12 protein-coding genes and 1 pseudogene are annotated in these 15143 nt (G+C 59.0%); 5 read left to right on the plus strand and 8 right to left on the minus strand.

From position 1 onward, the window contains the following. Positions 1-222: 222 nt before the first annotated feature. The 3 genes from WI754_RS28350 to WI754_RS28360 all read right to left on the minus strand — a co-directional run bounded on the left by WI754_RS28350 (position 223) and on the right by WI754_RS28360 (position 4219). Entirely contained in the window at positions 223-1017 is a 795-nt protein-coding gene (locus WI754_RS28350) for a transporter substrate-binding domain-containing protein (protein WP_341487290.1), read from the minus strand. An 82-nt stretch (positions 1018-1099) separates the two neighbouring features. Further along, positions 1100-3067 carry a DUF2817 domain-containing protein gene (locus tag WI754_RS28355; protein WP_341487291.1) on the minus strand — a complete coding sequence of 656 codons (1968 nt, stop codon included), beginning with the start codon at positions 3065-3067 and terminating at the stop codon, positions 1100-1102. Between the two features lie 111 nt (positions 3068-3178). Beyond that, positions 3179-4219 (minus strand): aromatic ring-hydroxylating dioxygenase subunit alpha, encoded by a 1041-nt coding sequence (locus WI754_RS28360; RefSeq protein ID WP_341487292.1) that lies wholly within the window; start codon positions 4217-4219, stop codon positions 3179-3181. 188 nt (positions 4220-4407) lie between these two features. On the opposite strand from WI754_RS28360, the gene WI754_RS28365 reads away from it, so the two are divergent. The 3 genes and pseudogenes from WI754_RS28365 to WI754_RS28375 all read left to right on the plus strand — a co-directional run. Then, positions 4408-5262, plus strand: coding sequence for a LysR family transcriptional regulator (locus WI754_RS28365; RefSeq protein WP_341487293.1), 855 nt, complete (start codon positions 4408-4410; stop codon positions 5260-5262). A gap of 551 nt (positions 5263-5813) precedes the next feature. After that, on the plus strand, positions 5814-6164 hold the full coding sequence (locus WI754_RS28370) for a hypothetical protein (RefSeq protein WP_341487294.1): 351 nt from the start codon (positions 5814-5816) through the stop codon (positions 6162-6164). Between the two features lie 66 nt (positions 6165-6230). Next, positions 6231-6701: pseudogene (locus WI754_RS28375) on the plus strand (DUF6088 family protein); the annotation flags it as partial. A gap of 249 nt (positions 6702-6950) precedes the next feature. Here WI754_RS28375 and WI754_RS28380 read toward each other — a convergent pair. Next, positions 6951-7358: a tautomerase family protein gene (locus WI754_RS28380; protein ID WP_341488034.1), complete on the minus strand. Its 408-nt coding sequence runs from the start codon at positions 7356-7358 to the stop codon at positions 6951-6953. Between the two features lie 81 nt (positions 7359-7439). Here WI754_RS28380 and WI754_RS28385 point away from each other — a divergent pair, with 81 nt between their 5' ends. After that, on the plus strand, positions 7440-8345 hold the full coding sequence (locus tag WI754_RS28385; protein ID WP_349438030.1) for a LysR family transcriptional regulator: 906 nt from the start codon (positions 7440-7442) through the stop codon (positions 8343-8345). A gap of 39 nt (positions 8346-8384) precedes the next feature. Here WI754_RS28385 and WI754_RS28390 read toward each other — a convergent pair whose 3' ends face one another. From WI754_RS28390 to WI754_RS28405, 4 genes are all read right to left on the minus strand, one after another. Further along, a complete protein-coding gene (locus WI754_RS28390) occupies positions 8385-9458 on the minus strand; it encodes a lipocalin-like domain-containing protein (RefSeq protein ID WP_341487296.1) in 1074 nt (357 codons plus the stop codon). Beyond that, the gene (locus WI754_RS28395) at positions 9448-11859 is read right to left on the minus strand and encodes an ABC transporter permease (protein ID WP_341487297.1); all 2412 of its coding nucleotides are present in this window, start codon (positions 11857-11859) and stop codon (positions 9448-9450) included. Before WI754_RS28395 ends, WI754_RS28390 begins: the two co-directional genes overlap by 11 nt. Continuing rightward, the gene (locus WI754_RS28400; protein WP_341487298.1) at positions 11859-12515 is read right to left on the minus strand and encodes an ABC transporter ATP-binding protein; all 657 of its coding nucleotides are present in this window, start codon (positions 12513-12515) and stop codon (positions 11859-11861) included. The genes WI754_RS28395 and WI754_RS28400 overlap by 1 nt, the downstream gene beginning before the upstream one ends. Positions 12516-13290: 775 nt before the next feature. Next, positions 13291-13767: an Lrp/AsnC ligand binding domain-containing protein gene (locus tag WI754_RS28405; RefSeq protein ID WP_341487299.1), complete on the minus strand. Its 477-nt coding sequence runs from the start codon at positions 13765-13767 to the stop codon at positions 13291-13293. Positions 13768-13910: 143 nt separating this feature from the next. Between WI754_RS28405 and WI754_RS28410 the strand changes: the two genes are divergently transcribed. Next, positions 13911-14930, plus strand: a complete 1020-nt coding sequence (locus WI754_RS28410; RefSeq protein WP_341487300.1) for a 1-aminocyclopropane-1-carboxylate deaminase — start codon at positions 13911-13913, stop codon at positions 14928-14930. Positions 14931-15143 lie beyond the last annotated feature (213 nt).

The following is a 15143-nucleotide window of genomic DNA, read 5'->3' on the forward strand; positions in this document are numbered from 1 at the left end:
TGTTGATCCACGGCCAATATTCGCCAGCACGCCTGAATGTTTGTGGTGTGCTTCACGCGCCAACTTGACGCGCGAAGACATCGCTTTGCTGAAAATGTGCCCTCGGGGGCACCTCCGCGGATAGAACATTTCCGTTTTTTCTCGTGTCACGGAAATGTTCTATCCTTTTGTTTTCCTGCAATTCCGGGCGGAAAGCCGCGTCACACCTTTCCGGGAATTGCTTTAGTTGCAGCCACGGGAAATGTCCGACTTGAACCAGGTCTGGCTTGCCTTGCCGATCGAGCCGTCGGCGACAAGCTCGCAAAGTGCGGTGTCGATCTTGGCTTTCAGGGCAGTGTTCTCCTGGGCGATCCCGACGCCAATTCCCTCGCCGAGGGAGGAATCGAATTTGCTCTGCACCTTCACGTCGACGAACTGGAAATCCTTGCCCTCCGGTTTGGCAAGAAAGTCCTGGAGCGCGGACGCATCTGCGAACGCCACGTCGACGCGCCCGCTGGCGAGATCCATCTGCATTTGATCGAGCGTATCATAGGTCTTCAGATCGGCGGTCGGCACGCGTTTTTCGATAAAGTGCGCGTGCGTCGTTCCGGCCTGTACGCCGATCGACTTGCCGTCCAACGCCTTGAGCAAGGTGTCGATGTCCTTGATACCGGCGAGGTCCGACGTTTTCGGCACGAGGAACATGTTGGCGAGTTCGGCGTAACCGACGGAAAAGTCGATCTCTTTCTTCCGGTCCTGGGTAATCGACATTCCGGAAATGATGATATCGAAGCGCTTCGCCTTCAGCGCCGGTATCAGACCGTCGAAGGCCTGAACGACGAAGTGGCACTTCATTTCCAGCTTGTTGCAAAGCAGATTGCCCACGTCGGCGTCAAAGCCGGTGACGTTGCCTGCGGCATCGGCCATGCTCCATGGCGGATAGGCGCCCTCGGTACCGATCGAGAGTTCCCCTTCCGCGGCGTACGCGCCGTTGGAAAGTGCAAGAAGCGCAACGAGTGATAAGGCTTTCAATTTCATATGCTGGTTCCCCTTGTTTGATTGGTTGATGCAGGTGCATCGCCGGGCACCGGGCTCGGCAATTTGCGTATTGGGCGGATCGTCAAATGGTGCGGGCCAGAAACTGGCGCAGGCGCTCGGAACGAGGATTGCTGAACAAATCCGCCGGGGTACTCTCCTCTTCCACCTTTCCCTGATGGAGGAAGAGAATTTTGTGCGACACCTCGCGCGCGAACTGCATCTCGTGCGTCACGAGGATCATCGTGTTGCCTTCTTCGGCCAACTGCCGGATGACCCGAAGCACTTCGCCGACAAGCTCCGGATCGAGCGCTGAGGTGGGTTCGTCGAGCAGAATGACCTTGGGGCGCATTGCCAGCGTTCTGGCGATGGCGGCGCGTTGTTGCTGCCCACCGGAAAGTTGGCCCGGATATTGGGCATGCTTCTCGGCAAGCCCAACCTTCTTCAAGAGTTGATGGGCATGCTCCACGGCGTCCTCTCGGCGCTCCCGCAGGACATGAACCGGCGCCTCCGTGATATTTTCGAGCACGGTCATGTGCGGCCAGAGATTAAAGCTCTGGAACACCATCCCGACGCGGGCGCGAATGCGCTCCACTTGACGCATGTCGGCGGGGGCCGACCTTCCATCCGCAGCGGCTTTCATGCGGATTTCCTCGCCGTCGACGATGATGCGGCCGCTGTTGGGCTGTTCCAGGAGGTTGATGCAACGCAAGAAGGTGCTCTTTCCCGACCCCGAGGAGCCGATCATCGACACGACCTCGCCTGGCCTCGCGGTCAGCCCTACGCCGTTCAGCACCTTGTGGGGCCCGAAGCTCTTGTGCAGGTCATGAACTTCTACCGCCGGCCGCTCATTGCCCTTTGGTCTTGCAGGAACCGTATGCGGCCATTCGGCCGCCGCCGTGTCCGGTGTCGCAATCGTTTCCTCGTTCTGTAGACCCTTGATCGCCTTCAGATCCGCCAAAGCGCGGTCGAAATAGCGGAGGCTCGTCGTGGTGCAACCGTGTTGCCATTCCGAATCCGCAGGAATGAAAGCCGCCCTCAAGTTCTCCTTGATTTTCCGGCCAAGCACGGAATCGAGCGCACCAAACAGATGTAGCCAGTTGTCGGCTTGCACCGCGTCCATGACCACCGCGCCTGGCAGCGTACCGCACTCGACCACCAGCGGTAGCACCCGGGCGTTCGGCATAGCTTTGCGGACCGCAGACGAAACATAGCCTGTCGCGGTCGCAGCGATCCCCGTTTCCGTCGTGGCGTTCTTGCCTGTCAGCACGACCGAAAGCGCTGGCCCATAGATTTTCTTGCCCCAACCGAGGCCGTCATGTTCGGCTTCAGCCACCGAAAGAAGTGCCGCATGGCCATAGGGGCCAGCGCCCGTGTGCAAGTCGAAGACCACAACATCCGAGGCATGCTGGGCGAACGTCAGAAAAATGTCGTTGAGCGTGCGGTTCGACCAGACGGGACCGTCCCCACCATAAAACAAGCCATCCTCGAATTCGTATTGGCCAGCTTCGATGATCGGCGCAATACCGGCGTGACCGGCTATGACTGCCTTCGCATTCGACAGCAGTTCGTCGGCCTTGTCGCGTTCCGGTCCAACCCATTCGCGACAAACAAGCGCTTCGTGCAGGGCTGCATACTTCTCGTTCCTGGGTGCGCCGGTCTCCCAGTCGATGAAGTTGCGGTTCAGGTCCACGTTGTCTTCGTTTACCCGCCGCCCCCAAGCGGTACCCCAGGGATTGATCAGATGGACAATGAGTATCGCGGTGTCATGCGGCAACCTCCAGGGACAGTTCGCCGACAGCCATTCAGCCTGGCAGGTCGACCCAAACTGGCCCTCCACGCCATGGGTGCCGGAGATCAGGACCATCAGCTTTGAAGCATTGCGTTGCCCAAGATAAGCGACATCCGTCGACAGCACCTCACCCCCCGGACCATGCAGCGGATGCTGGTATTCGAACAGTGTGGCGCCTGCTTTGCGAACGGCGCTCAAGAAGCGCTGACGAAGCGTGGAATAGTCAACAGAACAGATCTCGAGCTGCCTGGCATGGCGCATGAAATGTCACTCCCAATTTCAGAGGAAGACGGCCAGATTTGCCGCTCTTTTGTGCGCTATCGATCGACTCCAGCCGAGTGTTTTGCCGGCGGGAGAAACCCTGCCCGTCACCTACTCCGCTGCGGTGGCGATACCGGCATTTTCATTACCGATCAGTTGTGCCAGCTTTCGGCGGAACCGGAGTGGCCCGACATCGATTTTGAGATCCAGGTTCGGGGTTTTCATGTTGGCCAGCCCATGATGAACTGCCTCGAGGACCACCCGATCCTCCTCGAAGGCGCCCCGCACCGAAGTTGCAAACCGCGCCGAAATCTCGGCGTCAGCAGGCGCAAAATTGCGCATCTGGAACCAGTAGTATTTCGTGTGGTTTTCATCCACCGGCGTCATGAAGTTATAGCTGTCCATCAGGAAGGTATTGGGTGGCAGCTCCCGGCCCTCCCCACCGGCTCCCGCCGGCGTGAAGATCGCCTTGATGATGGCGTTGCTGGGGTATCGAACCTCGTAATGCTGCTTGCGATCGCAGTTGCCGGCAAATTGGAGGAAAGGCGCATAAAATGGCGCAGGCTCGGAATCGAGCATCCAACGCCAGACGGTAACGCCATCGTCCTTCACCGTGGTTTCCAACGGCGTTTCCTCGCAGGCCGAACTCGCAAACGATGATTGATGGACCCACGCGACATGGGAGGGGTCGAGGAGATTGTCGGTCATGTAGAGATAATTGCAGTTCAGGGTCATCGACTCGCCGCGATTGACACCCCAGGCGGGATCGCCGAAATGCTCGACGTGGAAGATTTCAGATGGGTCCGCCTTGTCAACCTGTCCCATCCAGACCCAGACGAGGCCGTATTTTTCTTCGACCGGGTAGGCGCGAACCCGCGCGACGTGGGGAATTCGCTCGGCTCCGGGAACGCGGGTGCACGTTCCGGAACAGTCGAACGTCAAGCCATGATAGCCGCACTCGACATCATCGCCTTTGATTCGCCCCATCGAGAGCGGCAGCTTGCGATGAGGACAGGCATCCTCCAGGGCGACAACCTTTCCGTCCTGCCGACGGTAGAGAACAAGATTCTCGCCAAGCATCGTGACCGGCGTCAGTTCGCGTTTGATTTCGTGGTCCCACGTGGCGACGTACCATGCATTCTTGAGAAACATCTGACTTCTCCTGCTCTTCGCTCGATCGGTCGGAGTATTTTCGTTCAAGACCAACGCGACAAGCTGTCCGCCGTTGCGTTCTTGTTTAGATAATCTAAATAGTAGGTAGGAAAACGGAGCCGCTGGACGTGACGATGCCCCCCCTACATGCCCTGCAAGCCTTTGAAGCCGTTGGACGATGCGGAACGATGAGCGCTGCCGCAAAAGAGCTGGGCGTAACGCCAAGTGCCGTCAGCCAACAGGTGCGAAAGCTGGAGGAAAGCCTGGGCGTAACACTCCTGGAACGCATCGGCCGGCGTGTCGAGTTGACGTCGTGGGGCGTGCTTTTTCACAAAGAGATCGCAAAGGGTTTCGGTCAGTTGCTTCATTCCGTCGATGTTTTGGAGCGGGCCCGCAGCCAGACGGGCATCGTCCTCAGCGCGCTGAGTTCGGTCGTCAACAAATGGATCGGACGAAAGGTCTTCGAGTGGCAGGTCATATACCCGGATGCGAACGTCAAGATCATCGGAAGAGATGAGGAGCCGAAAATGGGCGACGGCTCGTGCGACTTCCGCATTACCTATGGCAAGAGAGTTGATGTACACGCACACTTTACAGCGCTTTATACGGATTGGATCGTCCCTGCTTGTTCGCCGCGCTTGCTTGCAAAACGGGCGTTAAATTCGCCCGCCGACATTCTCACGTTTCCGCTCCTCAACATCGAGTGGGAGCAGCACTATCTCCGCCCTCCGCAATGGAGCGAATGGGCACAACTTGTCGGCGCCGTCTGCAATGAAAAGCTGTCTGGCCTGTTCTTCGCCTTGTCGAGCAGCGCCATCGACGCGGCCGTCAACGGCCACGGCTTCGTCCTCGCACAAGTCTCAATGATAGAGGATGAACTAAACTCAGGTACCCTTGTCGCGCCCTACGACATTCGTCTTCAACTGCCGGAAAGCTATTATCTCGCCTGGGACCGGGCGGCGCTTGAGAAGCCCTACGGAAAAGAGTTTCACAAGTGGATCATTTCAATCGCGCGGAAACAGGCCATCATTTCCGCGCCTTGAGTCGGTTTGAGCTCCGCCTCAAGGCGATCAGTGATCACTGAAGTCGCCCATGAGCCAGAGCGGGCCGAAAGCACGGTCTGCCTCGAAGGGCTAAAAAACGAAAATCCGGAAGATCGAACTCGCTATAACCAGAGCCGCAAGCGACAAGGCTTAATGGCCAAGACCGGGATCGTCAGCGTGGTGCGATCTGACGCAACCACGCAGCCACCTCACATGGGAAAGCAGAGACCTCCCGTGCAACACGCCTGATCTCTTCCCCTGAGCGTCAGCGGGACAACGAGACTATTACCCATACAATGAACGCCCAAATCACCAGGGATACGAGGGCTGCAAGCACCAGATTTTTGACCCGCTTCGTCATGGTCAGATAATCCGAAATGCGGCCGCACGGTTCCCGCTTCGATACTTTTTATATTGGGAAGGTCGAGTTAGCCCGGCCCCTTTTTGTTGAGGCTCGCCTTTCTACCTCATTTTGGCGACGTCCCTAATCCTTGACGACGACGTGCACTGTGAGACCATAAAATCTCTCGGTTGCAGTGCGTGGAGGGACGATGGCGGAGAAGCTGACTGGCGTAGCGAAACGGCTGAGAGACGAACTAATAGGCGCAGCAACCCGTCGAACGTTACGTCTCACCTATGGAGAATTTGGGGATCTCGTCGACGTTTCGCCGGCATTATATGTTCGGTTCTTAGACGCAATCGCGGCCCATGAGAGGGACAACGGGAAACCCGATGTGACCTACATCCTAGTCAACAAGGACTTTCGTTATCCGTCGCAGATCGGTGGCAAGTTGGCGAAGCCCCCAAGTCCGGCACAGAAGAAGCTGGCCCGCGAGGAAATGCAGAAAGTCATCAACGCATACTGCGAGGGGGCTGAGAACCCCTATCCGGCGATCCCTTAAGGCCCGTGTTGGCGAGGTGAACACCCAAGCATCCAAAGTCGCCGCGCCGGTCAGAAGGTGAGCTGTATGCCTGATCCCACATCCGAAACACTCGACCGGATCCACGACCGCATCGCCAGCGCCGCGCCTGCGGGTGTCTGGTCGCCTGCCGATTTTCTGGATATCGGGACACCCAATGCTGTAGAAAAGGCGCTACAACGGCTTGTCAATCGAGGCGACATTCGTCGCCCGCACCGCGGTCTTTATGACACGCCGACCACGAGCCAGTTGACCGGCAAGATGGTCTTCCCACCGCGTGCGTCATTCATTGATGCGATTGCCCGGCGTGACAAGCTGCGCGTCCTTGTGGACGGCATGACGGCCGCCAATGACCTCGGTCTAACGACAGCGGTTCCCGCGCACTCGACGACCTATGCGGATACCTATCCAAGGACGATCGAAATCGAAGCCAATGCCGGCGACCCGAACGCGACAAAACCCGTTATCTACACGCTGGACTTTAAACGTATCTCGGCAAAGACCGCCTTCTGGGCGGGGGCTGCGCGGCAATATATCGTCGGCACTCTCAGAGACTTGTTGACCAAGGAAATTGCTGCCGTCGAAGGCGAAGTCGGACAAAGCTGGCACTTCACGCTCGACTTTGGTTACGACGCGTATGGCAAGAAGAAAGCACGCGACATTTTGGTTCTCCGGTACGCTTTTCCCCGCGCGAAAGCGGGATGCCGCGAAAATCAGGTTTTTTCGAAGGCGGGGCTGCCTCCACCCCCAATTGGCAGTTTTATGGGGTTAACCGTCTGTACCACGCTGCTGGGCTATGGCCATGGCGAACACGCCATTTCCAACGCTCCAGTCCGAATAGTCGTTCTCGTGCATGAAAATGAAAATGTCTTTGGGAGATACCGCAGCGTTCGTCTCCAAGTTCCGGGCAATGGCGGCATAGAGCGCACGCTTCATTGCATCGCTTCTTCCTCTTCGCATGGTGATCTCGACGACGATCAGATTGTCAGAGCGGGCGATGCCGTTGAAACTCCGGTCGAAGAAGAACTCGCCATCCCGATATTCGGTCACGAGGTTGAACAGTTCATCCTCTGGCATCCCGATGCCTTCGACCAAGGCATCGTGAATGCCCTGCACTATACTCTTCTTGCGAGTCGGTTCGGTACCGTGGGGTAGAGCGGTTCTGACAAATGGCATAATTCAACCTCATTGGCGTGACGATTGTGCCATTTATCACATTGGCTAGACTGCATATATTGACATCTTGGCCGATTTAATGTGACTTCTGCTCACATGAAAAATCGCAAAAACTTACCGGTCGCAGCGTTGCGCGCATTTGAAGCCGCCGCACGCCATGGCCAACTTACCGCAGCCGCGGAGGAACTCGCCGTGACGCATGGGGCGGTCAGCCGTCATGTCAGCCATCTTGAGGCCTTCATTGGCGTCCCGCTTTTCGAAGGCGCTCGAAATCGCCCGAAACTGACGCCAGAAGGCCGTGTATTCGGCTTTGCGCTCACCGCTGCATTCGATCAGATCGAGGACGCGCTGCGCATCATCGCAAAAGGCGATGACAGCGTTCTGGACGTGGCGTGCCTCAGCACTTTCGCCATGCGGTGGCTTATCCCGCGCCTTCACGATTTCACCGCAAGATATCCGCGCTATGACGTGCGACTTGCGACCGACGACCGGCCACCACGTACCCAGGTCGATGTTCAGATTCTGGTTCTGTCGCCGGATGCTCCGATCCCGGATAATTGCTCGCTCCTATTTCAGGAACAACTGGGGCTGGTCGTTGCGCCGTCGGTAGCGAAAGGAGAGATGGATCGCATTCGGATCGATGCGATCAAGTTGCCTCGACTGGAAACGCGCACGCGCCCTCACGTCTGGCATGAGTGGTCGCGCCTTATGGGCGAGGATGCGCAGGATGCGGTACCGGCAACCAGAATTTTCGACCACTATCATCTCACTATTGAAGCTGCGTTGAGTGGTCTAGGTGCGACAATAGCACCATGGCATCTGGTTGCGGGAGACGTGGCGTGCGGTCGACTGATCGCGCCCTATGGGTTTCTGGAAAGCGACCATCGATATGTTGTGAAAGTGGAGCGGCCCGGGCGGCGAAAGGCAGAGCATTTTGTCGGATGGCTAAGAGAGGCAATTGCGGCGTTTCCAGCACCAACGCATTGAGTGGCTTGTGACCGGGCTACTCGGCCAGGTAAACGACTGTCAGTATCCCGTCATTTCCAGATAGCCCTGCCCCTTCGCACTTCCTTCGAATGTAACTGGTCCCTCCCAGTACGGGGTCGTCGTTGCCATCCATGCCTGGTCATTCAAAGGCCTAGTTGTCACGTCGAACCCGCGCGCAGGGATCCGGACACGCCAGGCCACTGGAATGTCCTTATCCCCCACACGCGCAATGCGGACTGGCATGATATCCAGCGATCCGGCTGGCAAGGGAGTCGGCTTACCATCCGGGGAAATCCAATTCGCGGATGTGTAGTCGCCGCGAGCGTCGCGAAGCCGAAACGCCATTACCTTCTCGCCGGAGTCCAGATGAAGAGAAAACCACTCCCATCCGCTCTGGTCCTTGGCCAGGGGTTGCGAGGACCATTCCCGATCAAGCCATGCCTTGCCGAGGACACGAACGGCCTTCCCGTCGATATCGACAGACCCGGAGACCTCGTAAAAGGGTTGCGAATAATAGTAACTCGCCTGTCCCTCCGCCGATTTCACCGAATAACCCTGGTCTCCCTGCAGCACGAGAGGACCGTTGGCCGAGAGTTCGAGCGTGTAGCTAAAATCCTTCCCGGTCGCGTGCAGGCTGACTTTGTCGAGCTGATCGGCTCCCGAATTTGGTAGGCCCTTCATTTCCCAGTCGTCAATCCAGGCGGAAAACGGCTCGGCCCCGACACCGGCCTGACCGACGCCTCCACGGGCAAGCCGTTCGGCGACGAAATGTTTGTCTTTCGTGGTAATCGCGGCATGGCCCATCCAGATCTGCGGGTCCGACCAGCCGCTCTCGGGCTTTGGCGCAAGCGCGGAACGGAAGAGAGTCCACTGAACACCGAACGGCGTCCCGTCCTCTGCCTGAAGGTTCGCCGTGACGTACCACCATTCGATCCGGAAATCGGGATGGGGGCCGTGATCGGTTGGAAACTCGAGTTGACCGCCTGGATGGGGGATGGCGAAACCGTCCGCGGTGGAGCCAAGCCCGGCAAACCCTTGCGGTATGGCAACGTTCGGAAGGACGAGAACCAAGGTTGCGGTCAGCAGACTCGCTACGATATGTCTAACGTTCATTTGCAAACACCTTCAGCAGATCCGATGGTGCGATCGTCGCCAGACGTCGGAGCGGTATGAAAACGGACACGATGGCCGCAGCCAGCGCCACCGTTCCGAGGACCAGCCAATCCATCGGAAAAATCCGCATCGGGAGACGCCAGCCGAAAGCTTCGACATTGACAATTGACAGCAGCACCCAGGCCAGCGCAAGGCCGACAGGCACGGCGGCAATGAAGGTGGCGAGCCACAGCGCCAGAGTGCGCAGCACTTCGAGCAGGGCGAGATCGCGCCGCCTGATCCCCATGGCCCAGACAGGCGCAAGCTGAGGCACCCGAATGCCCGACAGTGTCAGCAGGCTGGAGAACATCGCAAAGCCCGCGACACCGAGTGTGAAGACATTGAGCGCACCGGTCACGACAAATGTCTGATCAAAGACAGCGCGGGATTGCCGTTTCAAGGAGGCCTGGTCGATGACGTTCTGGGCCGCCAGGCCGAATTCGGATATCAGGCGCTCCTTCAACTCCGGGGCATCGGCCGGGGGAACACGCACGCCGTATCGCAGTTTCGAAACGTCAGGGTAATGCGCTGCCAGCGCGTCTATTCCCACGATGACCTGCCCTTTCGGATTGCCGTAGTCGGAATAGACCCCGACGACCGGCACTTCCCATCCGCCGGGCAAGGTGAGACCATTCCCGATACCAAGACCCTTCCGACGCCAGAGCTGCTCGTTGACAAGTGCACCCTGCCCCGCCGCAACACGGTTCCACACATCGACAGTACCGGACAGGAGTGGCCAGTTGTCCCGATAAGTGGGATCGTCTGCCGCCGCGCCGAAGATCTCTAGCCTGTCTCCAAGCACCTCGCCTTCCACGCTCCAGATGGGAAGCACCGATGTCGAATGGGCCGGCAGCCATTCCCGCAGCCTAGATGCCTCGCTCTCGTCGCGCGCCGTGACATAAAGCTCGGCCGCAAGCCGCTGGTCGAGCCAGCCGATGAAGGTCAGGCGGAAGCTGGACACCATCGTGCCGACACCGACATTGGTTGCCAGAGCGAGCAACAGCGCCATCAGAGCCAGGCTTAACCCCGGCAGTTGCTGCCGTGTATCGGCCCAGAACCAGGTGACGAGTGCCCGCGACGAGCGCTTCTGCAGGACTGCAAGACATGCGGAAAGCACTCCGGGAAGCATCAAGGCTGCTCCCAGCAGCAGACATCCCAGAACCGCGAACCCAACCATCAGCCCGTGTCCGAATGTGGCCAAAGCGCCTGACGTGATCAGCAAGAGCAGACCAGTCGCGAGCTGCAGCCGGATGCCGATTGCCGTCGCACGCACCCAGGCGCGCGGCTGCGCCGCGGTCAGCAACGGCATGCTGCGGACCCGCCAGAGACTCTCGGCCGACGAGACGATCGTTCCGGCAATCGCCATTGCGAGACCGGTTGCCCACCACTCGGGTCGGATGGACAGCGCGCGCGGCACGCTTGCTCCGTAGAGGCCCTGCAGAGTTGCCGCCACACCCGGCAGCAACAGGGAGGCGACGATATATCCGATTACCATACCAACAAGCCCGGCAACGAACGCCAGCACCAAAAGCTCCGTCACCAGCAGCAGGGTCAGCGAAGACAGGGAGAGCCCGAGCGAGCGCAAGGTCCGAAAGGTCGCTCTGCGCTGCTCGAAGGCAAGACCGACCGTCGCGTAGACGATAAAAAGGCCGACAACAAAGGCGAGGAAACCGAAAGCGGTCAGGTTGAGGTGAAAACTATCGGTGAGTTGCGCGACATCGGGCCGGTCTCCCGGCACCCGCATTGCGACCTCGGGGGCGAGCGTGCCGAGCGAAGGCAGATTCGGGCGTTGTTCCAAAGCGACGAGGAGCCGGCTGAGTTCATCGCGTCTTTTAAGAATGCGCCCGGCGATGCCGATATCGGTGAATGCGGCTCCATCCGGCATGTCCGGCGAAATCCGGAGCTGCATCTCGGTGTGCCCCTCGAGCTTCAGGGCGGTCGCCTGCGAGACCATGAGGACGCCGGGCTGCAACATGAAGGCGGTGAGATCGCTCGTTCCTCCGGTTTCGAAGCCGCCTGCTTTTGCCGGCATTGTCAGCGGATCGACGCCGATCAGCCGCACGCGTGTGTTTCCGAAGCGATGGTCGCCCTCGATGATGGGCGAGACATTCCAGCCTGCTCGTCTCAATTTGGCGTAGGTACTTTGCGGGATGGAATCGCCGCCGCGTGGCACGAGTTGCGTCAACTCGTTCTGATCAAGCACCGAGGACGCTCGCGCGTAGCTCGCCCGAGCCTCGGCGTTGATCGCCTGGACACCCGACCAGAGCGCGGTCGCCAGAGAAAGCCCGAGGACAAGGGTGACGAGTTGCAGGGGCCGACGACGCCAATGCGAGAGGAGAGCCGTGGCGGCGGTCCAGAGCATCAGACGATCTTTCCGCCACTGAGATGAACCTTGCGGTCGAGCTTCTGCGCCAGCCTCGAAGAATGCGTCACCATCAACAGCGCGGCACCGGCGCTCTTCGTCAGCGACAGCATGATGCCGAGCACGGCATCTCCGGTCGATTCATCCAGATTTCCGGTCGGTTCGTCGGCGAGCACCAGCGGCGGGCGGGCGGCTAGCGTCCTGCCGACCGCCACCCTCTGTTGCTGGCCTCCGGACAGCTGCTCGGGATACCGGGAGAGGAGCGCCTCGATCCCGAGCCGCTCCACGAGCTCCCCTTCCCAGACGGGATCATGCCGGCCGGCAAGCTTTGCATGAAAGGAAATGTTGGCGGCGACGTCGAGCGACGGAATCAGGTTGAACTGCTGGAAAACCAGCCCGACCGCGGTGCGCCGATACTCGGCCCGTCCCCGATCATCAAGAGCGGCGATATCTCGGCCGGCTGAAAGGATCTGCCCCGCATCGGGATGGTCAAGCCCGCCGGCAAGGTGGAGCAAGGTGCTCTTCCCGCTGCCGGACTCCCCGGTCAGCGCGACGCTCTGACCGGCGTCGAGATCGAAATCGATGCCCTTCAAGATCTCGAGACGACCCTCGGCGGTGCTATAGGATTTGCTGACGTTTCGCAGAGAGAGCAGCATTGGCTCGGATCGATCAATGAGGACGTCAGAATATGTAGGCGTAGCGGTCAGGTTTGTAACCCGTGTCGGGTCGCTAATTTGGGGAAGCCAAGGGACGCTGCAGCATCGTCATCCCCGGCCACATAAACGGATTCGATCCGGCGACCATGAAGATGCGCGGCAAGAGTCGCGTTTTCATTCAAAGATGTGTTTGGTCGCCTTGGGATCCGAACCCCCGGCGCCGTCGTTGCTCCCACCGAATCTTGCATTTTAACCTTTGATCGCATCGAACGCAGCATGATCTTGCACAGTGCCACGCCGCTTTCGTTCGGAGGCGCTCTGGCAATGACTCGCCTTCCGCAAAATGAAGGTGAATAAAGGTCTTGGAAACGTCAGGTTCTTCAACCCATACCGTACCCTCGATCACAGGTCTTCCCGGTCGTCGGATCCAACGGCCAGCGGCGTCAGCGGATACAGTCGCCCCCCAACGTATGGAAACCGCATTCGCCCCGCAATCGCGGCCTGCCGGGCGCATGACCACGATCTTGTCGGCGAGCGATGGCATCAGGCCATTGCACGCAAGAACTCGCTCTTCCCGGAAGCGACGCGGAGGTGCCAGAACCGGGGCGACCATCGCTACACGCCGCAGGCCGCGAAATGAACAAAGTCGCTCCGCCCACCTGCCTCACTCATACGCTTCAACGCATCGCAGATGACTCGTCAAGTATCGAAATTGAGGTGCTCACGCCTTGGACTATTCCGCCTCGATGGCTTATCGCTATTTTGGGGCGCACCGTCAAAACGGCAAGCGCGCATTGTCCTTGACTTCTTTCATGACGAAGAAGGTGCGGGTCTGCCGGACGCCCGGCAGGGCAATCAACTTTTCTCCATGCAGCTTGTTGAAATCCGCCATGTCGCGGACGCGTATTTTGAGCAGGTAGTCGAAATCACCTGCCACCAGATTGCAATCCAGCACATCCTTTATCGCCATCACCGCCCCTTCGAAGGCGGCGAAGCTCTCTGGCGTCGACCGGTCGAGGACCACGCCGACCATGACGAGAGCACCCAGACCGACCGCGGCCGGCGCAATTTCGGCCCGGACGCCGGTGATGTAGCCCTCGTCAAAGAGCCGCTGAGTGCGCCTGTGGCAGGTGGCCGGGCTGACATTCACGAATTCCGCAAGCTCGGCGTTGGTCAGCCGTCCCTTTGATTGCAGGGCGCGCAGGATTTTAAGATCGATCTTGTCGATGGACTCCATGGAAGAATCTTTCATTAATTGCCAACAGAATAGATATATTGATAGATGCGGCAGCCATTATTAGATATATGTAACAAACTTTTCAACAATATTAGAGAGCACCTTTCACGGCATTTCTCCTACACTCTCCGTACAAAATCGATATGGAGGCCTGCTAGATGTCGCTGCTCAATAAGTTCGAACGTTATCCGCTTACATTCGGCCCGACGCCGATCGAGCACCTTCCGAGGCTCACTGCAGCACTCGGGGGAAAGGTGGAGATTTACGCCAAGCGAGAGGACTGCAACTCCGGCCTCGCGATGGGCGGCAACAAGCTCAGGAAGCTGGAATACATCGTACCGGATGCAATCGCATCGGGCGCGGATACGCTGGTCTCGATCGGCGGCGTTCAGTCGAACCACACACGGATGGTCGCCGCGACGGCTGCAAAGATCGGCATGAAATGCGTCGTGATCCAGGAGAAATGGGTTCCGCACTATGATGCCATCTACGATCGTGTCGGCAACATCCTGATGACCCGCCTCATGGGCGCTGACAGCCGGCTCGTGGACGATGGCTTTGACATCGGCATCCGCAAGAGCTGGGAGGATGCCATCCAGTCGGTCAAGGACGGGGGCGGCAAACCCTACCCGATCCCTGCCGGAGCCTCGGTGCACAAATATGGCGCCCTCGGCTATATCGGCTTCGCCGAGGAGGTCGCGGCGCAGGAGAAAAAACTCGGTTTCAAGTTCGATTACATCGTCGTCTGCGTCGTCACCGGCTCCACGCAGGCGGGCATGATCGTGGGCTTTGCCGCGCAGGACCGGGCGGACCGGGTGATCGGCATCGACGCCTCCGGAACGCTCGAGCAGACCCGTGCGCAGGTTCGCCAGATCGTCGATGATACCGCCAGGCTTGTCGAGCTGGGCCGCGACGTCCGCGAAGATGAGATCATCATCAATCCCGACTACGCCTATCCCGCCTATGGCGTGCCCTCGGACGAAACCAACGAGGCGATCCGGCTTGCCGCGCGCACGGAGGCGATGATCACCGACCCCGTCTACGAGGGCAAGTCGATGCAGGGCATGATCGACCTGACACGCAAAGGCTTTTTCCCCGAAGGTTCCAGGGTGCTTTACGCCCATCTCGGCGGCGCGCCCGCAATCAACGGCTACAGCTACTACTACAAGGACGGCTGAGGCAGCGCTCTAACGCACCCAGACCTGGCATTCCCACGCAGCGCAACTGCCAAGGACGTATCATGACCCATTCTGTTCGAAGACACGGCCGAAGCTCTTTCGAAGTGACTGCTTACTGCCCTCGATACCTACGGGCAATGCGACCGGCATGCTAAATATGAACCCGGCCGCACGCCGGGTTCATTTGCCGAAGATCATTCTCCAAAAGGCGGT

It is taken from the genome of Pararhizobium sp. A13 (assembly GCF_040126305.1).
Lineage (GTDB): Bacteria > Pseudomonadota > Alphaproteobacteria > Rhizobiales > Rhizobiaceae > Pararhizobium.

Bases quoted from the DNA above. Each gene is read 5' to 3' on its own strand.
- WI754_RS28350 (WP_341487290.1), bottom strand. From the start codon at position 1,017: ATGAAATTGAAAGCCTTATCACTCGTTGCGCTTCTTGCACTTTCCAAC.
- WI754_RS28355 (WP_341487291.1), bottom strand. From the start codon at position 3,067: ATGCGCCATGCCAGGCAGCTCGAGATCTGTTCTGTTGACTATTCCACG.
- WI754_RS28360 (WP_341487292.1), bottom strand. From the start codon at position 4,219: ATGTTTCTCAAGAATGCATGGTACGTCGCCACGTGGGACCACGAAATC.
- WI754_RS28365 (WP_341487293.1), top strand. From the start codon at position 4,408: ATGAGCGCTGCCGCAAAAGAGCTGGGCGTAACGCCAAGTGCCGTCAGC.
- WI754_RS28370 (WP_341487294.1), top strand. From the start codon at position 5,814: ATGGCGGAGAAGCTGACTGGCGTAGCGAAACGGCTGAGAGACGAACTA.
- WI754_RS28380 (WP_341488034.1), bottom strand. From the start codon at position 7,358: ATGCCATTTGTCAGAACCGCTCTACCCCACGGTACCGAACCGACTCGC.
- WI754_RS28390 (WP_341487296.1), bottom strand. From the start codon at position 9,458: ATGAACGTTAGACATATCGTAGCGAGTCTGCTGACCGCAACCTTGGTT.
- WI754_RS28395 (WP_341487297.1), bottom strand. From the start codon at position 11,859: ATGCTCTGGACCGCCGCCACGGCTCTCCTCTCGCATTGGCGTCGTCGG.
- WI754_RS28400 (WP_341487298.1), bottom strand. From the start codon at position 12,515: ATGCTGCTCTCTCTGCGAAACGTCAGCAAATCCTATAGCACCGCCGAG.
- WI754_RS28405 (WP_341487299.1), bottom strand. From the start codon at position 13,767: ATGAAAGATTCTTCCATGGAGTCCATCGACAAGATCGATCTTAAAATC.
- WI754_RS28410 (WP_341487300.1), top strand. From the start codon at position 13,911: ATGTCGCTGCTCAATAAGTTCGAACGTTATCCGCTTACATTCGGCCCG.